This window comes from Aquamicrobium zhengzhouense (assembly GCF_016124105.1).
Lineage (GTDB): Bacteria > Pseudomonadota > Alphaproteobacteria > Rhizobiales > Rhizobiaceae > Aerobium > Aerobium zhengzhouense.
In genome coordinates this window covers 116915-131438 of sequence record NZ_JADGMQ010000004.1, presented here as the reverse complement: position 1 = coordinate 131438, position 14524 = coordinate 116915, and the positions used below count along the sequence as shown (strand labels likewise).

The 14524-nt window shown below is 58.5% G+C and carries 13 protein-coding genes and 2 tRNA genes; 4 read left to right on the top strand and 11 right to left on the bottom strand.

Going from position 1 to position 14524, the window contains the following annotated elements; genetic code table 11:
• Nucleotides 1–422: 422 nt before the first annotated feature.
• The 10 genes from IOD40_RS08380 to IOD40_RS08335 all read right to left on the bottom strand — a co-directional run bounded on the left by IOD40_RS08380 (nt 423) and on the right by IOD40_RS08335 (nt 8360).
• Nucleotides 423–1982 (bottom strand): inorganic phosphate transporter, encoded by a 1560-nt coding sequence (locus IOD40_RS08380; protein WP_198476084.1) that lies wholly within the window; start codon nt 1980–1982, stop codon nt 423–425.
• A gap of 98 nt (nt 1983–2080) precedes the next feature.
• Nucleotides 2081–2575 (bottom strand): NUDIX hydrolase, encoded by a 495-nt coding sequence (locus IOD40_RS08375; protein ID WP_198476083.1) that lies wholly within the window; start codon nt 2573–2575, stop codon nt 2081–2083.
• A gap of 150 nt (nt 2576–2725) precedes the next feature.
• The gene (gene gpt / locus IOD40_RS08370) at nt 2726–3223 is read right to left on the bottom strand and encodes a xanthine phosphoribosyltransferase (protein WP_198476082.1); all 498 of its coding nucleotides are present in this window, start codon (nt 3221–3223) and stop codon (nt 2726–2728) included.
• 133 nt (nt 3224–3356) lie between these two features.
• Nucleotides 3357–4196, bottom strand: coding sequence for a universal stress protein (locus IOD40_RS08365; protein WP_198476081.1), 840 nt, complete (start codon nt 4194–4196; stop codon nt 3357–3359).
• Nucleotides 4197–4325: 129 nt separating this feature from the next.
• On the bottom strand, nt 4326–5069 hold the full coding sequence (locus IOD40_RS08360; RefSeq protein ID WP_198476080.1) for a competence/damage-inducible protein A: 744 nt from the start codon (nt 5067–5069) through the stop codon (nt 4326–4328).
• Nucleotides 5070–5133: 64 nt separating this feature from the next.
• Nucleotides 5134–5619, bottom strand: coding sequence for a hypothetical protein (locus IOD40_RS08355; protein WP_198476079.1), 486 nt, complete (start codon nt 5617–5619; stop codon nt 5134–5136).
• 90 nt (nt 5620–5709) lie between these two features.
• Nucleotides 5710–5958: a hypothetical protein gene (locus IOD40_RS08350; protein WP_198476078.1), complete on the bottom strand. Its 249-nt coding sequence runs from the start codon at nt 5956–5958 to the stop codon at nt 5710–5712.
• Nucleotides 5959–6099: 141 nt separating this feature from the next.
• Complete coding sequence (locus IOD40_RS08345; RefSeq protein WP_198476224.1) at nt 6100–6519, bottom strand: hypothetical protein; 420 nt, start codon at nt 6517–6519, stop codon at nt 6100–6102.
• A 58-nt stretch (nt 6520–6577) separates the two neighbouring features.
• Entirely contained in the window at nt 6578–8185 is a 1608-nt protein-coding gene (locus tag IOD40_RS08340) for an FAD/NAD(P)-binding protein (protein WP_233713901.1), read from the bottom strand.
• Between the two features lie 85 nt (nt 8186–8270).
• Nucleotides 8271–8360, bottom strand: a tRNA-Ser gene (locus tag IOD40_RS08335).
• 241 nt (nt 8361–8601) lie between these two features.
• On the opposite strand from IOD40_RS08335, the gene IOD40_RS08330 reads away from it, so the two are divergent.
• Both IOD40_RS08330 and IOD40_RS08325 read left to right on the top strand, forming a co-directional pair.
• Nucleotides 8602–8688 (top strand) — tRNA-Leu (locus IOD40_RS08330).
• A 331-nt stretch (nt 8689–9019) separates the two neighbouring features.
• Nucleotides 9020–10024: a Tim44 domain-containing protein gene (locus tag IOD40_RS08325; RefSeq protein WP_233713900.1), complete on the top strand. Its 1005-nt coding sequence runs from the start codon at nt 9020–9022 to the stop codon at nt 10022–10024.
• A gap of 97 nt (nt 10025–10121) precedes the next feature.
• Here IOD40_RS08325 and IOD40_RS08320 read toward each other — a convergent pair whose 3' ends face one another.
• Nucleotides 10122–11294 carry an alpha/beta hydrolase gene (locus IOD40_RS08320; RefSeq protein ID WP_198476077.1) on the bottom strand — a complete coding sequence of 391 codons (1173 nt, stop codon included), beginning with the start codon at nt 11292–11294 and terminating at the stop codon, nt 10122–10124.
• Between the two features lie 126 nt (nt 11295–11420).
• Here IOD40_RS08320 and ilvA point away from each other — a divergent pair, with 126 nt between their 5' ends.
• Together ilvA and IOD40_RS08310 are read left to right on the top strand one after the other, a co-directional pair.
• Nucleotides 11421–12677, top strand: coding sequence for a threonine ammonia-lyase IlvA (ilvA, locus tag IOD40_RS08315; RefSeq protein ID WP_198476076.1), 1257 nt, complete (start codon nt 11421–11423; stop codon nt 12675–12677).
• Between the two features lie 334 nt (nt 12678–13011).
• Entirely contained in the window at nt 13012–14421 is a 1410-nt protein-coding gene (locus IOD40_RS08310; RefSeq protein WP_198476075.1) for a DEAD/DEAH box helicase, read from the top strand.
• Nucleotides 14422–14524: the final 103 nt, after the last annotated feature.

Below are 14524 nucleotides of genomic sequence, written 5' to 3'. Positions count from 1 at the left end.
GGCGACTACCTCGTAACCACACTATCTAGTGAGTCTGCGTAGCGCAAACACTAAATCTATGTGGTTGACGAATAATTAACTCCGTTCTCCGGCCAACCATTCCGCAGCAAAAGGCCGCGCCAAGAACGCTAGTTTCTGGCATCGGGTACTCGAAGGTACGTACTCAAATGTGGAAAAACGGACAGAGCGGTCACGATCCGGCCACGTCCGCAAATGGGACGCGGAAGCCATAAAAGGTGACTCGATACTCATCGTCAAGCAGTCGTTTGAGCCTCAAGCCCGGACCCAACATCTTGTGTGCGTCGGTGTGGATAACGGGGAGAAGGCACGCAGACGCGTTGCAAATAGAAAGCGCCCGGAAAGCCGGGGCTTTGTCCGCAACACACAGAGAGAAGGGGGCTCTTCGCCCCCTCAGAAAACTCTTATGGCAGCGTGTTGAGGGCGAGGAAGACCAGCGCCGCCAGACCTGCGGACGCCGGAACAGTTGTCACCCATGCAGTTGCAATTGTTGTCACATGAGCGCGGCGGACGAGCTTGCGTCGGGCAATCTCTTCGCGGGAAACCGGGACAACAGGCTCATCCACTTCATCCGCATGAACTGCGGCTGCATCATTACCGTTGCCGTTCGCTCGTGCTGCGCGGCCCCTTGCAACCTTACGCTCAAGATATCGGCGGCGGCGGCTCGAATTAGCGGTGTACCATTCGCGGAAGAATCCGACACCGAACACGGCACCTACGGCAATGTGTGTCGAACTAACCGGCAAGCCAAACCACGAAGCGACGATGACTGTAATGGCAGCCGACAAGGCAACGCAAAATGCGCGGATCGGGTTCAGTTTTGTAATCTGCTCGCCAACCATGCGGATCAGCTTTGGTCCGAACAGCACCAGACCAAGCGAAATGCCGAAAGCGCCGATCACCATGACCCAGAGGGGAATGGAGACGACGCTGTCGACTGATGTCGTCTGCGAGGCATGAACGATTGCCGCGAGCGGGCCAACTGCGTTGGCGACATCATTTGCTCCGTGAGCAAAGGAAAGCAGCGCTGCTGAGATGATCAGCGGCATATTGAACAGCTTGCGCAGTGACTGGTTGCGGTTCTCCATTCCGATCGACTGACGCATTACGGAAAGGCGCGAGAAGTACCATGCGGCAGCGAAAGTCCCGACCCCGATCAACGCGATCTGAAGGCCGGTAAGATTGATGACGCGCTTCAGGCCCTTCGTTGCGAGATAAGCGGCAAACGAGCCGGCCATGATGGCGATCAGAACCGGCACCCAACGGCGAGCGGCAATGATCTTTTCGTCCTGATAAATGATGGTCGTCTTGATGAAGAAGAGAAACAGCGCAGCGACCATGCCGCCCAGAAGCGGAGATACCACCCAGCTCAGGGCGATGTTGCCGATCATTGGCCAGTTGATGGTGAAAAAGCCGGCGGCAACGATGCCAGCGCCGACCACGCCACCAACGACGGCGTGGCTCGTCGAAACCGGCGCGCCGATCCAGGTTGCCAGGTTGACCCAGAGAGCGGAGGACAACAAGGCGGCAAGCATCAGGCGAATGAATATGTCGCCTGTAGGAAGTGCTGCAGGGTCGACAATACCGCTCGAGATGGTGCTGATCACATCGCCGCCAGCAATCAGCGCGCCCGCGCTCTCGAATGTTGCGGCAATGGCCAGCGCGCCGCCCATGGTCAACGCCTTGGCGCCCACCGCCGGACCGACGTTGTTCGCGACGTCATTGGCGCCGATATTCAGCGCCATATAACCGCCGACAGCCGCTGCAACGATGACGATGATGGCCCTTGGTTCTCCGATTACGAAGAACGATGCCACGATAGCTGACAGGGCGAGGAACAGGAGGCCGAGACCAGGTGCCACCAATCCCCTTGAGACAAAGGATGTGGCTTCCCCCACATGCACGAACTTGTCGAGATCTTTGTCGAGGGTTTCTTTTCGCGCTTCTGCGGCGTTCAAGGTCATCGAGCTTCCCATCATTTATGCTGCAGCTTTCGTTGGCAGCGGCATCCGCTTAGAAAAGCAGCATCCTGATAGCAAGCCGACTTTCCAAATCAGCGTGCTTACGCGGCAGTTTGTCGTGGATTGCCCGAGAATGAACTGATGAGTTCGCCAAGGTCCGGCTCATCAACAAGCCGTGCAGCATCCTTGGGAGCAAACCAACGCCGTTGCCGCTTCTTCCTCTCAGGCCACTTGTCTGCGATGTCGTCTACCTCGAGGGGGTAAACCGCGACCTCGCAGCGCCACTCCATTCCAGTGGGTAGCTTCTTTTGGTAGTAGTATTTTCCAAGAGGGGCGGAAGAAATGTCACCGCGAATGCCGGCTTCCTCCATCGCTTCGCGCGTGGCAGCCTCGAATGGCTGTTCGTCGTCTTCGGGCCAGCCTTTCGGCAGCACCCAGCGTCCGGTGCCTCGGCTTGTGACGAGAAGGACTTCGATCTCACCCTTGTTGTTACGCCGCCATGGCAGCGCGGCGACCTGCACACGTCGCGGCATCCCGCCGAAAAGAAGCCGAACACGCTCCTTCAACTGCATGCGTCCGCAATGGGTGAAAACCATGATCTCCTCAACCGAATAAGTTTGCCGACTTACAATATTGGCAATCCGTATCTGTAATTAAAGGGGAAAATGCGTCAAAATGTCATTTTCTGCGTGCGCGCCGAGGCTTGCTGCGGTTGGTGCAAGCCTCGCGCAAGTTTGGGCGGCAGCTTAGCCTGCTGTGCTGTCCGCGATCGGCTTCTGGTATGTAAATCCCATATCCCACGGGAAGTAGATCCAGGTGTCCTGCGAAACCTCGGTGACGAAGGTGTCGATCATCGGACGGCCCTTCGGCTTGGCGTAAATCGCCGCGAAATGCGCCTTGGGCATCATGGCCCGTACAATCGCCGCCGTCTTGCCCGTGTCGGTCAGATCGTCGACGATCAAGACGCCTTCACCGTCATTGGTGAGTAGCTCTGGACTGATTTCCTTGAGGATGCGCAGTTCACCCTGGTCTGTGTAGTCGTGATAGGAAGCTACGCAGACTGTTTCGATCAGCCGTATACCAAGCTCGCGGGAGATGACCGCTGCTGGTACCAATCCGCCGCGCGTGATGCAGACGATCGCACGCCATTTGACGTTGACACCGGCCAGGCGCCAGGCAAGCGCGCGTGCATCACGATGGAATTGGTCCCAAGAGACCGGGAAAGCCTTTTCAGGAAGGGACATTAACTGCACTCCGGTTGGCGCATATTCAGGAATGCAGCCGGAATTAGCCGGAACACATGCATCTTGGCAAGGTGCAAGGCCCCCCTGCGTCATCGCAACGGTCCAGAACCGTCTTTAGAGCTGTGTATATCTTCTACCGCGCCATTAACGTCGCCACCGGCATCGAACGCATCACAGTGCGAGTGGTGCCGCCGAAGAAAATTTCCTTCAACCAGGACTGACTGTATGCGCCCATGACAAGGAGCTCAGCTTTGCTTGACGCGATCTGGCGTTCAATCGCGGCACCAACGCCGAGTTCTCCCGAGCTTGCAGGCGAGAAAGTGACTTTGGCTCCGTGGCGCGCCAGTGCGGCGGCAATGTCGACACCCGCCAATGCACCGTCTTCCTGGCCTGTATCAACCGCATCAAGCGTCAGGATTTCCGTCTCGTCAGCTTCGCGGATGAAGGGGAGGGCATCAAAGACTGCCCGGGCCGCTTGTTGCGTGCCGTTCCAGGCGATCAGCACCTTACGGAAGCGGGTGTCCACCGGCGTAGCAAACGGCACGATCAGGACCGGACGGCCGCTGTCGAACAGAAGCGCTTCAACATTCGCACGGCTCCCGCCGCTCGCGTCGGGGTTTACTTGTTGGACGATGACCAGGTCGCAGGCACGAGCGACGATGAGCGCGCCAACGGCACTGTCGCCGGAAACGCTTTCGAGGGCATGCCACTCAAAGGAGAGACCTTCTCGCTGCGCGCGCGTCTCAAATATCGTCTTGAGTTCCTCACTGTGCTGCTGGTTGGTCTTCGAGCTGATGGCCATGAAGTTCGTGTCTGGGAACCCCATTGGTGAGACGTAAGGTATCGGGATAGCCTCGGAGTGCACCGCAATCACATGTGACGAGAAACGTGATCCCAGCGGCAAGGCGCAGTCGAGGACGCGTTCTGCGTCCGTCTTGTCCTGCAATACAGCAAGTATGGTCTTGTAGCTCATGTCAGCCTCCGGATCCGGCACGGTTTTCGGGCATTCCAAGGCAACAGTCAGCGCCGCCTCGCGGCTACGCTTTGACCGAAGTCAACTGAGCATCATAAACCTGACCCAAGGTCATTCAAGCGCAGCTTGTCACGCGGTTGCGGCGGCCAGGCCGTCCACCATGCTCTGCACTTCTCGCGTCGCTGCATCCAGCACTTCTGGGGAACGCGCCCTGATAACCAGTTCGGTCCAGAAGCTGCCGTCAAGGTACTTTGGGTAGGAGCCGATGATTGTGTCCGGGTGCGCTTTCTGGATCTCGGTAAGTGGACCGCCGATGAGGCCTTCTCCAAAGGGGCAGTGGACTGTCTCTGACAGAAGCTTTTGGCCGGTTCGTAGCGTGGGCACGACATTGTCCAGCATGGTCTGGAATATCGAAGGCACCCCGGCCATGACGTGAACGTTGTCGATCCTGAAGCCAGGAGCGACGGATACAGGGTTGTCGATGTGCTCGGCGCCTCTCGGCATTCGCGCCATCCGCTTGCGCGATTCCGTGAATTCGACCCCGCGCTGGGCATAATGCGCACCAAGCAGTGCGAATGCCTTCTCATCGTATTCGCAAGGCACGCCGAAAGCTTTGGCTATGGAATCGGCTGTTATGTCATCATGGGTGGGGCCGATGCCGCCTGTCGTGAAGACGTAAGTGTAGCGCTGGCGAAGAGCGTTGACTGCTTCAACTATGTCAGCCTCATCGTCCGAGACAATACGCACTTCCTTGAGGTCGATGCCGATCGCCGTCATCACATCTGCCAGATGACCGATGTTCCGGTCCTTGGTCCGGCCGGAAAGGATCTCGTCACCTATTACGATCATGGCGGCGGTGATGATTTCAGTCATGGCATGCCTCGCAGAGATAGCTGAGCAATATCCGCCCCGGCACAGAGCAGCAATGGTTCATCGCCTACAATCTGAATGTCCAGAACAGGCAGGCAAGACACGCGGCAAGAAAGGCGACGAAGAACAGGGTTCGCAGCAGGATGTTCCTGCGGAGTTCGTTCATGAACAGATGCGACGCCACGACGCCTGCCGCAAAAATAAACTGCCAGTCAACGAGGACCCACAGGGCACCATTTTTGCCGAAGGCAAAGCGGGCAAGCTGGACGCCCACGATGGTGGCAAAGAGGACCAGTGTTGTCGAAAACACCGGTACCGCGCCGTTGGCCATGATGAAGCCTGCGGCACGCAGCGGGAGGAGCATCATGAGCGCCGCGCAGAAAGCGTAGAGCGCGGCGAGGGGTATGAAGGTCGCTGCGCTGGCGAGAATATCCAACCGCGCCACCCCCAGCGCACCGAATGGATAGCCCTTGATTTCCACCGCAATGCTGAACGCCGCCAATATGGTGGTCAGCACGAATATCAGGGCGAAAGCGGCCAAAGTACGGTTCATGCGCAGGTTCCCGGAACGAATCGGTTTACCCGCGCATAAGACAACCCTGATGCTTAAATATTCTGAACTGGGAGCTCAGAGCGCAGGAGTTCAGCGAATGAGATAGAGGACGGAAGCCACGCCGAAGAGGCAGGCTCCAGCCAGCAACCACCTGAACGCGCTGGGCTTGTTGTAGATCATTGCGTAGCCCGCAACCCATGCGCAAGTCGAGCTGCCCAGCGCAAACAGAACTCCGGTCCGTTGCCCATAAACGAGATTAGCCGCCATCAAACCGCCGATGGTGAGCGCACCGAAAACGACGATGATGAAAATCGCGGATTTCTCGAAATCGTCTGTCATATGGGTCTCCTGAAAAGTTCGCGCCGTAGACGCCAAACGCCGGCACAATACCGGGCATCGGTCCCGCATTCCACCCGTCGTTTATGACTTTTGCGGCGCTGCGGCACCGTTGCCACAGGAGATCATCCAACAGATCAGGCCTTACGCATCGTGGTCATGGCGCCCTGTTTCCCGGCCTCCGCCACCTGGAGGTTGCTGCGAGGCCGGCGGATTTACACCTTCCGACTGTCGCGTCTTGGATTCGACTTCCTCAGGCGTCTCACTGTTGCCGATGCCTTCAGGCGGTTTGTTGCCCGCCGCGTCCTGGGAAAACTCCTCGTGACCGGCATATTGCGTGTCTTTCGGAGCTTTTTCGGCCTGCGCCCGATTTCGAGCGGCCAATGCGTCTGCAGCGTTATCCGCCTCAGCGCTGCTCAGTGTCTCGCCAGCTGCATCAGGCTGCGTTTCAGGGGCATCAATTGCCGGCAGATATCCAGCGGGCCGGGTTTCTTCCGGGCCCTCCCAGCGAGGGGATTGATCTGTTGTGCCGGGCTGACCGTCTCGGGGAGAATTGGGGGACATGGTAAGCCTCCTGTTTCTGTTTTTCGTCAACAATGTCGGCGGCCCAATTGTTCCCGAATCACGCCATCGCGAGACGGCGACGTTTGCGACGCGACTGCTGGCGAACCGCGTGCCCCATCGCTGCGCCGATTTCTGCACACGCGGTAATGCCCTGCACAAACGGACGATCATGCATCAGGAAAGGCAGCGCGCCGAGACTGATCAACCCCTCTAACTCCGGTGGATCGACTAGGCTGTAGTCGTCGCCTACCTCCGGTATCTCGCTGCCCGTTCTAACCAGCATGTTTCGCAAGGTAGGGAAGGGGATGTCTTTTGAGCCCAGCGATTGTTGCCCACGCGCATCGATGAAGACGTGGAAGCGGTAGGTTTCATCACCTGCACAGATCACGGTCTCATCCGCAAGCACGTCCATTTCATAATCAGAGCCGATCCCGGCGACCTGCAACAGGCCAGCGTCCCGGAGTGCCAGAAGACGACGGATGGATTCGGGTGGCACAGCGGCGTAATTATCCACGAAGACCTTCTTCAGGCCCCGGTCGAAACGTTCCCGGTCCCCTTCATCAAGCTCTGGATAAAGTTCCTCGAACTCTTCGTGCATGCGAAGGATAGCGTAGCGCCAGGCAACCGTGACTTTCGCTTCTCGGTTCCGCTCAACCTCAAGAAGATTTTGGCTGGCCCATTTGAACGGATCGCTGGCAAGGCGCGCTGCAAAGTACGCATCGCAAAAGCCGTCCGCATCCAGCTCGCTTAGCTTCATCTTGCGCACCCAGGCAGGGTCACTCAGCTTCAGTTCCGTTACAAAGAGCTCGAAAGCTCTGTCGAGAAGCCCTTCTTCCCCTGTACTGACTTCGCGTTTCAGCGCGTCGCCGGTACACACCTGCAACGGCTGGTAGGGGATCGGACAGTAGAAATCCGCTTCCGGAAGAACCCCGGAGCGGGACAGAAGCGCGATCTGCAGCGCGGTGTCGGGATCTTTGGGCGAATATGACAGGGAGCCGTCAGCCTCTTGCTCAAATCGGCCGTGCTGGCAGGCGACGGCCATGGCAGCATCGATCGCACTCAACGAGGTACCCATTATTCCAACACTCGAAGCTGGAATGTCCGCGTCGATCAAGCCTGACCATGGACTGGGGTAGTAGTGGTCCGTCGGATCATCATCGATCGGAAACATGTGCCCGGTTGCCAGGATCACCCGGTCGAATTCTTCCTTCAGTGGCCCGACGGTTGTTGCAAGCCTCGCTCTTGCGCCTCGCGGGACAACGTCCTCGATCTCGGTACCTTCATGGATGAAGACCGAGTGCCCGTTCGCTTCAGCTCGTGCGACAAGAGACACAAACTGCGCGCGGTAATATTCGCCGAGCAGCATGCGAGGGGTAAAGGTTCGCACGTCAAATGTTTCAGGCTCTACGCCATAACTGCGTAATATCGCCCGCGGCAGGGTCGACAGCCAGTCGAAATAGGATTGCTCGAGTGACGGGATTTCGATGCTGGCGATGTTGGCCAGCATGCGCCGGTCGTTGGCATCAGATGTGTATGGCATGCCAATGCCAGCGCGATCGCCCTTCTCGAATATATAGATCGAGAGCGGCTCAGCGGACTGGATCAGCTTCTGAAACGTATAAAGGCCGGTGGGCCCAGAGCCTACGATCGCGACACGCATAGTCATCGGTCCCTCAAATACCGTGATTGCGTGCTATGAACGTAGATGAAGATGACCCGGTTCCATCTGGAGGGCGCCGGATAGGCTGGAATGGCAGAAGGGGTGGGATTCGAACCCACGGAGAGCTCACACCCTCGCCGGTTTTCAAGACCGGTGCCTTAAACCACTCGGCCACCCTTCCACTGTCGGTGCGCAGAAGCTGCTTCACCTGAGCGCGGAGGCCAGAGCCAGCCACGCATCAATGATCCCGGCTTTACAGCGCCTCGCCTCTCCACGTCAACCTGTTCTATCGCCAGAAATGAATAGAACCTCGATCCGTGGCCTGAAGGTGCTGCGCGTTTCCACAAAGCGATCTGGTAATGTGCCGGTTGCGTGTAATTACCGTTGACCTTCATCGACAAACACATGAGAAACGACACCGTGCGGACGTGGCGGAATTGGTATACGCAGCAGACTTAAAATCTGCCGCCTTTTTAGGCTTACGGGTTCGATTCCCGTCGTCCGCACCACTGATTAAATGGTCGAAATCACGAATTGTAAGCCGATCTCAGGCGCACGAAATTCTGCCGGCTGGCTGCTTTAGTACGCTCGATTGGCCAACAGAAATATCTCGGATTTCGCGCCTGACGGTGCCCGTCCGGATTGTTTTGCCTTTCTCAGCGCCCAAGTAGCCTATTCTGTGTCATCCCCGGGGGGGATCCTTGCAACAGGTGTGTGTTGTTGCCATATCCGAGGCGCGGACCGAGACCCTTGGCGAAGTTAGAAGCGTCGCGATGTCGGACCGTTCGTGAAACTGCCTGATTCTTTCCTTCACTCAGGCATTTGGAGAAGACGATCGACATGATGCGCTTCGGACGCTTTCGCTTTCTTGCCCTTTTGTCGGCGGCCCTTGTCGCCATGACGCTTGTTTCAGTCGACTTTGCCGAGGCGCGGCGCGGCGGCAGTTTCGGCAGCCGCGGTCTGCGCACGCAGCAGGCTGTTCCGCCCACACGTACCGCGCCGAACCAGACCGCCCCCGTTGAGCGCAGCATGACGCCAACAACCCAGAACTCGGCAACGCGCCAGCAGACATCTGCACAGCAGCAGCGCCCTGGCCTGTTTAACGGAATGGGTGGAGGCCTCATGCGCGGGCTTCTGCTCGGCGGACTGTTTGGCATGTTGCTCGGCTACGGCTTTGGCGGGATGGCCGGTGCTCTTGGCTTTCTTCTCCAGTTGCTTGTGCTTGGGGGCCTGATCTGGTTGGCGATGGCATTCTTCCGCTCGCGCAAGCAGCCGGCACTGGCTGGCAATACACCCTTGAACCGCGGCGCTCCGGCCCATGATTTCGGACGTACAGGCCAGCGCGAAGCGGCACCTCAGCCTGCTGCGACGAGTGCGTCCGGCTTCACTCTCCCGCGCGTCGGCGGCAGCCCGGCTGCTTCCGCTGCGCTCATGAGCGATATTACGCTTGACCAGAGCGACCTCGACATGTTCGAGCGCCGGCTCGGAGAAGTGCAACGCGCTCTTGCCGATGAAGATCACGCGGCACTGCGCCGCCTCTCGACTCCCGAGATGGTCTCGTATTTTTCGGAGGAGCTTGCTGACAACGCCAAGCGCGGCGTTCGCAATGAGGTTTCGGGCGTGCATCTGCTGGAGGCCGACGTCGCGGAAGCCTGGAACGAAGGCGAGAACGACTACGCGACGGCTGCCTTCCGCTATGAGGCGATTGATGTCCTGCGTGACCGTGCAACCGGTGCGCTTGCCGGCGGTATCGAACAGCCAACAGAGACCGTTGAACTCTGGACCTTCGTTCGTCGTAAGGGCGAAGAATGGAAGCTGTCCGCAATTCAGCAGGCCGACGCTTAAGAGCTGTCCTTTCTAGTTAGATCTCATCGAGCGCCGTCTCCTGGCGCTCGATAGCCGGGCCAGACTCCAATCGCCAGCCGCGCGGGTACGTCCGAGTTCAGCCGCCACCACCAACGGCGATGTTGATGACTTCGAATGGAGTCGTAATGACGATCTCGGCCGCGGAACCAAGCGTTCTTCCCACTCCTTGCGTCAGCTTTCCGATGTTCTGAGCGATCTGGTCGCTGTTGGCACCAAAATCGTCGCCGGCATTCAGGCGGTCGCCAAGAAGCTGAATCAACAGCGGGTTGTCGGCAAATCGGGCATGGTTGAGGCTGTCGCCACTCGAAAGCTGCGAGACATCGACCGCGATGACCCCTAGTTCCGCGAGCGACTGGTCGCCATCATAATCGCCGACACGCGGCTTGCTGCCTGCGATGATGGAAGACAGGAGGAGCGCCCGGTCGTCGCGCGAAATCAGCACGATAAATGGGCGCTCAGGCTTGCCGATGCGGCGCAGCTGGCTCTTGAACACGTCGACGTCGATGTCCGGAGACGCCAAAACAACGTCGCCAAGACCAAGTGACGATTGCTTTTCGCCAGAGATCGCCAACTGACGCAAAGCCTCCATCGTCACCCAATTGCCCATCGAGTGGGCGACGATGTCGATGCGGGTAGCGCCTGCTTCACGCAGATGTCTCAGCGTCCGCTCGAGCCCGTCGCGTGCGACCGTCGCGGAATTGTTGTCGTAGATGTAGTCTACGGTTCGGCCCGTCGAAGCCCAGGAGAAGAGGACCGGCGTTCCCTTGTAGCCCGAATCGTGAATGATCTGGGCCATCCGATAGATCGAGCCATCAAACGGGGTCCGGTAACCGTGGATAAAGACCAGCGCCCGCCCGTCTGTTTTTTTCAGCCTTTCCTTCAGCACTTTGTTGAACTCCGTGCCGTCGCGGTAAACGGCCACCTCACGCGCAGCAAAATGGAGTGATGCATCGCGCTCTCCCCCGGCTCTCGGCTGCTCGAGGGCTCCAGACTTGTGAACGGCGGGGATTGTTATGTTGACGCGGGCATAGGACAGATCTTCGGCGCGCGTGCCGTCGAACACTTCTGCGGCGTTCTCAGCTTTGCCGCGTGACGTTGCGATCAGTATCGAATGTTCCGCAGCTATCGCGTTTGCCTCGGCCGGAACGGCATCATACAGGCTGTGGGAGCGGGCGGCGCATCCTGCGAGACCCAGAGACAATGTGATGACCATCAGGACGCGGAACGTCAGGCCGTATTCATGGGACATGCTGTAGTTCCGTGAAATGGTGACAGGTAGCTCAGCAGGCGATATTCAGTCGCCATCAATAAGCAGAGAGATCATTTGCACAAGGCACCGGCGCCAAATGGATGCAGTGGTCGACACGAGGTAGCCATGTCCTTCTTTGAAACGAGCGTCGGCGAGGCAGGTGCCGCCATGAGGGAGCTGTTCCCCGAGACACCGCTCCAGGAGAATATGTACCTGTCGCGAAAATTCGGTGCGCGGGTCTTTCTCAAGCGGGAAGATTTGACACCCGTTCGCTCCTACAAAATCCGCGGTGCATTCAATTTTTTCCGCAAGCGGGTAGGGGACGGAGCAGGTGCAGAATTGTTCGTCTGCGCTTCGGCAGGCAATCACGCGCAAGGCTTTGCCTTCGTGTGCCGTCACCTGCAGAAGAAGGGTGTCGTCTTCATGCCGGTCACTACGCCGCAGCAAAAGATCGACAAGACCAGGATGTTCGGCGGCGGGCAGGTCGAGATCCGGTTGGTGGGTGACTTTTTCGACGATTGTTACGCCGCGGCCAAGGCGTTTGCGGCTGAATCAGGTGGGGTCATGGTCCCGCCATTTGATGACAAGGACATCATCGAAGGCCAGGCAACGATTGGACAGGAGATGCTGGCGCAACTGCCAGACGGCGTGACGCCCGATATCATTATCATGCCGGTGGGCGGTGGCGGTCTCTCGGCGGGCGTCACCAAGTACCTGTCCGTCAAGGGCATCGAGTCTCGCGTAATGTTCGCAGAGCCCGAGGGCGCGGGCAGCCTGCGCAAGAGCCTGGAAGCCGGGAAAGTCATCAAACTGCCAGCGGTCGACAATTTCGTGGACGGTGCCGCAGTGGCGGAAATCGGCGCCGAGAACTTCGCGCAACTCAACAAGTTCTCGGCGGATGACGTGAAGCTCATACCGGAAAACCGCCTCTGCGCGACGATGATCGAGATGCTGAATGTCGAGGGAATCGTGCTTGAGCCGGCAGGGGCGTTGTCGATTGACGCCTTAAAGGAGATTCCAGAGCAGGAGCTGCGGGGAAAGACGGTTGTGGCTGTCGTGTCTGGAGGTAATTTCGACTTCGAGCGACTTCCCGACATCAAGGAGCGGGCGCTGCGTTTTGAAGGACTGAAGAAGTACTTCATGTTCCGTTTCCCCCAACGCCCCGGTGCGTTGCGCGACTTCCTGAACATGCTGGGACCCGGCGACGACATTACGCGCTTTGAGTATCTGAAGAAGTCGGCACGGAACTTCGGCTCGGTGCTCATTGGCATCGAAACAAAGGACCCGACGCAGTTCGAGACTATGCGAAAACGCTTTGATGAAGCTGGCTGGACTTATCGCGACATCACAGATGATCCGATGATGGCGGAGTTCATCATCTAAGAAGCATCCATTTATTGCATCGCACAAGAATTGGTTTGCATTTCTCCGCAAACTGCACCATATGCGCTTTCACGAGGCGCATGGGCCGGGTGATCCGGCTTTCCTGAGGGACTGGTTGCGCATCTGTCTGACGGGGCATTGCTCGACAGTCAGACGAGTCCCGCGGCAATCGGCCGTGGGCACGGCAGCGCAGCCGAGCGAACCGAATGGTTCGTCGCCTTGTCGTCCAATATATATTCCGACCGTGGCAGGTTGCGCCGCGTCGGCAGTTGTTTGCAGCAAGCCGATAAAAGGTTTCTGCACGAAAGTGATAAATTTGAAGAACGATACCGCTATGCCTGCCGCTGAAGCGACAGACGGTTTTGCCGCGCTGGGAATTGACGGCGCGCTCCTCAAGGCCACCGTTGCCGCAGGATATGCCGCCCCCAAACCGATCCAGGTCCAGGCAATTCCGGCGCAGCTGGAAGGTCGCGACATTCTTGGAATAGCGCAGACGGGTTCGGGCAAGACGGCTGCATTCAGCTTGCCGATCCTGGCCAAAATCGTTGGTCTTGGCACGAAGCGCTCGCCGCGCACTGCACGAGCTCTGATCCTGGCACCGACCCGCGAGTTGGCTGTTCAGATCGAGGAAACGATCCGCAAGCTTTCAAAGGGCCTGCATATCTCCACCGCCCTGGTGCTTGGTGGCGTATCGCGCGGCTCGCAGGTCAAGAAGATGCTCCCGGGTGTCGATGTCCTGATCGCTACGCCTGGCCGTCTGACAGATCTGGTGCGCGAGCGTGAGATCAGCCTCGTCGAGACCCGCTGGCTGGTTCTCGATGAAGCCGACCGGATGCTGGATATGGGCTTCATCAACGATGTTCGCCGCATTTCGCGTGCGATCCACAAGGATCGTCAGACCGCGTTGTTCTCAGCGACCATGCCGTCCGAGATCGAGAAGCTTTCGGGCGAGCTGCTCAAGAACCCGGTCCGGGTAGAGGTTGCGCCTCAGGGCACCACAGCTGGTGAGATCAAGCAGAGCGTCATTCTTGCCCGCACCAAGCAGAAGCGCGTGATCCTGTCCCGCATGCTGGCCGATGAGACGATGAAGTCGGTCATCGTGTTCGCTCGCACCAAGCACGGCGCAGACCGTGTCGCACGCGATCTTGAGCGCGATGGTTTCGAGGCCGCTGTAATCCATGGCAACAAGTCGCAAAATGCACGTCAGCGGGCGCTGAACGGTTTTCGTGACGGATCGGTCCGTATCCTCGTTGCAACAGATATTGCGGCTCGCGGTATCGACGTCCCCGGCATCACCCACGTCGTGAACTTTGATCTGCCGGATGAGGCGGAGAGCTACGTCCACCGTATTGGTCGGACGGGGCGCAACGGCGCAAACGGCATTGCAATCACCATGTGCGATCCGACTGAAAACTCGAAGCTGAAGCAGGTCGAGAAGATCATCCGCATGAAGCTGGATGTTGCCGAGTCATACCTCGACCAGCCTGATCCTGCGCCCCTTCCACGCGAGCAGCGCGCGGCAAAACCTGAGGGCGACAGCGACGAGGTTCGGCACCAGCGCAAGCGCAGCGCGCCATATCGCAATGGGCCGAAAGCCGGCAAGCCCAAGCGGTTTGGTGGTGGTCAGGGCAAGAATAACGGTGGCGCACATGCAGGTGAACGCTCTGCAAACGCGTCAGCAAATGCTGGTAAGCCGTTCCGGGCCCGTCGCGGCCCGCAGGGTGGCCGTCGGGCTGCTGCCTGACACATAATTGCAGCTGGGCCAGTTCGGCTGGCCCAGTTGCCTGCAGCCATTCGTTGCTTTACGCCTTCTCCCATTGTTTGCGGATCATTAGGGGGAGGCCGCG

Bases quoted from the DNA above. Each gene is read 5' to 3' on its own strand.
- IOD40_RS08380 (WP_198476084.1), bottom strand. From the start codon at position 1,982: ATGACCTTGAACGCCGCAGAAGCGCGAAAAGAAACCCTCGACAAAGAT.
- IOD40_RS08375 (WP_198476083.1), bottom strand. From the start codon at position 2,575: ATGGTTTTCACCCATTGCGGACGCATGCAGTTGAAGGAGCGTGTTCGG.
- gpt (WP_198476082.1), bottom strand. From the start codon at position 3,223: ATGTCCCTTCCTGAAAAGGCTTTCCCGGTCTCTTGGGACCAATTCCAT.
- IOD40_RS08365 (WP_198476081.1), bottom strand. From the start codon at position 4,196: ATGAGCTACAAGACCATACTTGCTGTATTGCAGGACAAGACGGACGCA.
- IOD40_RS08360 (WP_198476080.1), bottom strand. From the start codon at position 5,069: ATGACTGAAATCATCACCGCCGCCATGATCGTAATAGGTGACGAGATC.
- IOD40_RS08355 (WP_198476079.1), bottom strand. From the start codon at position 5,619: ATGAACCGTACTTTGGCCGCTTTCGCCCTGATATTCGTGCTGACCACC.
- IOD40_RS08350 (WP_198476078.1), bottom strand. From the start codon at position 5,958: ATGACAGACGATTTCGAGAAATCCGCGATTTTCATCATCGTCGTTTTC.
- IOD40_RS08345 (WP_198476224.1), bottom strand. From the start codon at position 6,519: ATGTCCCCCAATTCTCCCCGAGACGGTCAGCCCGGCACAACAGATCAA.
- IOD40_RS08340 (WP_233713901.1), bottom strand. From the start codon at position 8,185: ATGACTATGCGTGTCGCGATCGTAGGCTCTGGGCCCACCGGCCTTTAT.
- IOD40_RS08325 (WP_233713900.1), top strand. From the start codon at position 9,020: ATGATGCGCTTCGGACGCTTTCGCTTTCTTGCCCTTTTGTCGGCGGCC.
- IOD40_RS08320 (WP_198476077.1), bottom strand. From the start codon at position 11,294: ATGTCCCATGAATACGGCCTGACGTTCCGCGTCCTGATGGTCATCACA.
- ilvA (WP_198476076.1), top strand. From the start codon at position 11,421: ATGTCCTTCTTTGAAACGAGCGTCGGCGAGGCAGGTGCCGCCATGAGG.
- IOD40_RS08310 (WP_198476075.1), top strand. From the start codon at position 13,012: ATGCCTGCCGCTGAAGCGACAGACGGTTTTGCCGCGCTGGGAATTGAC.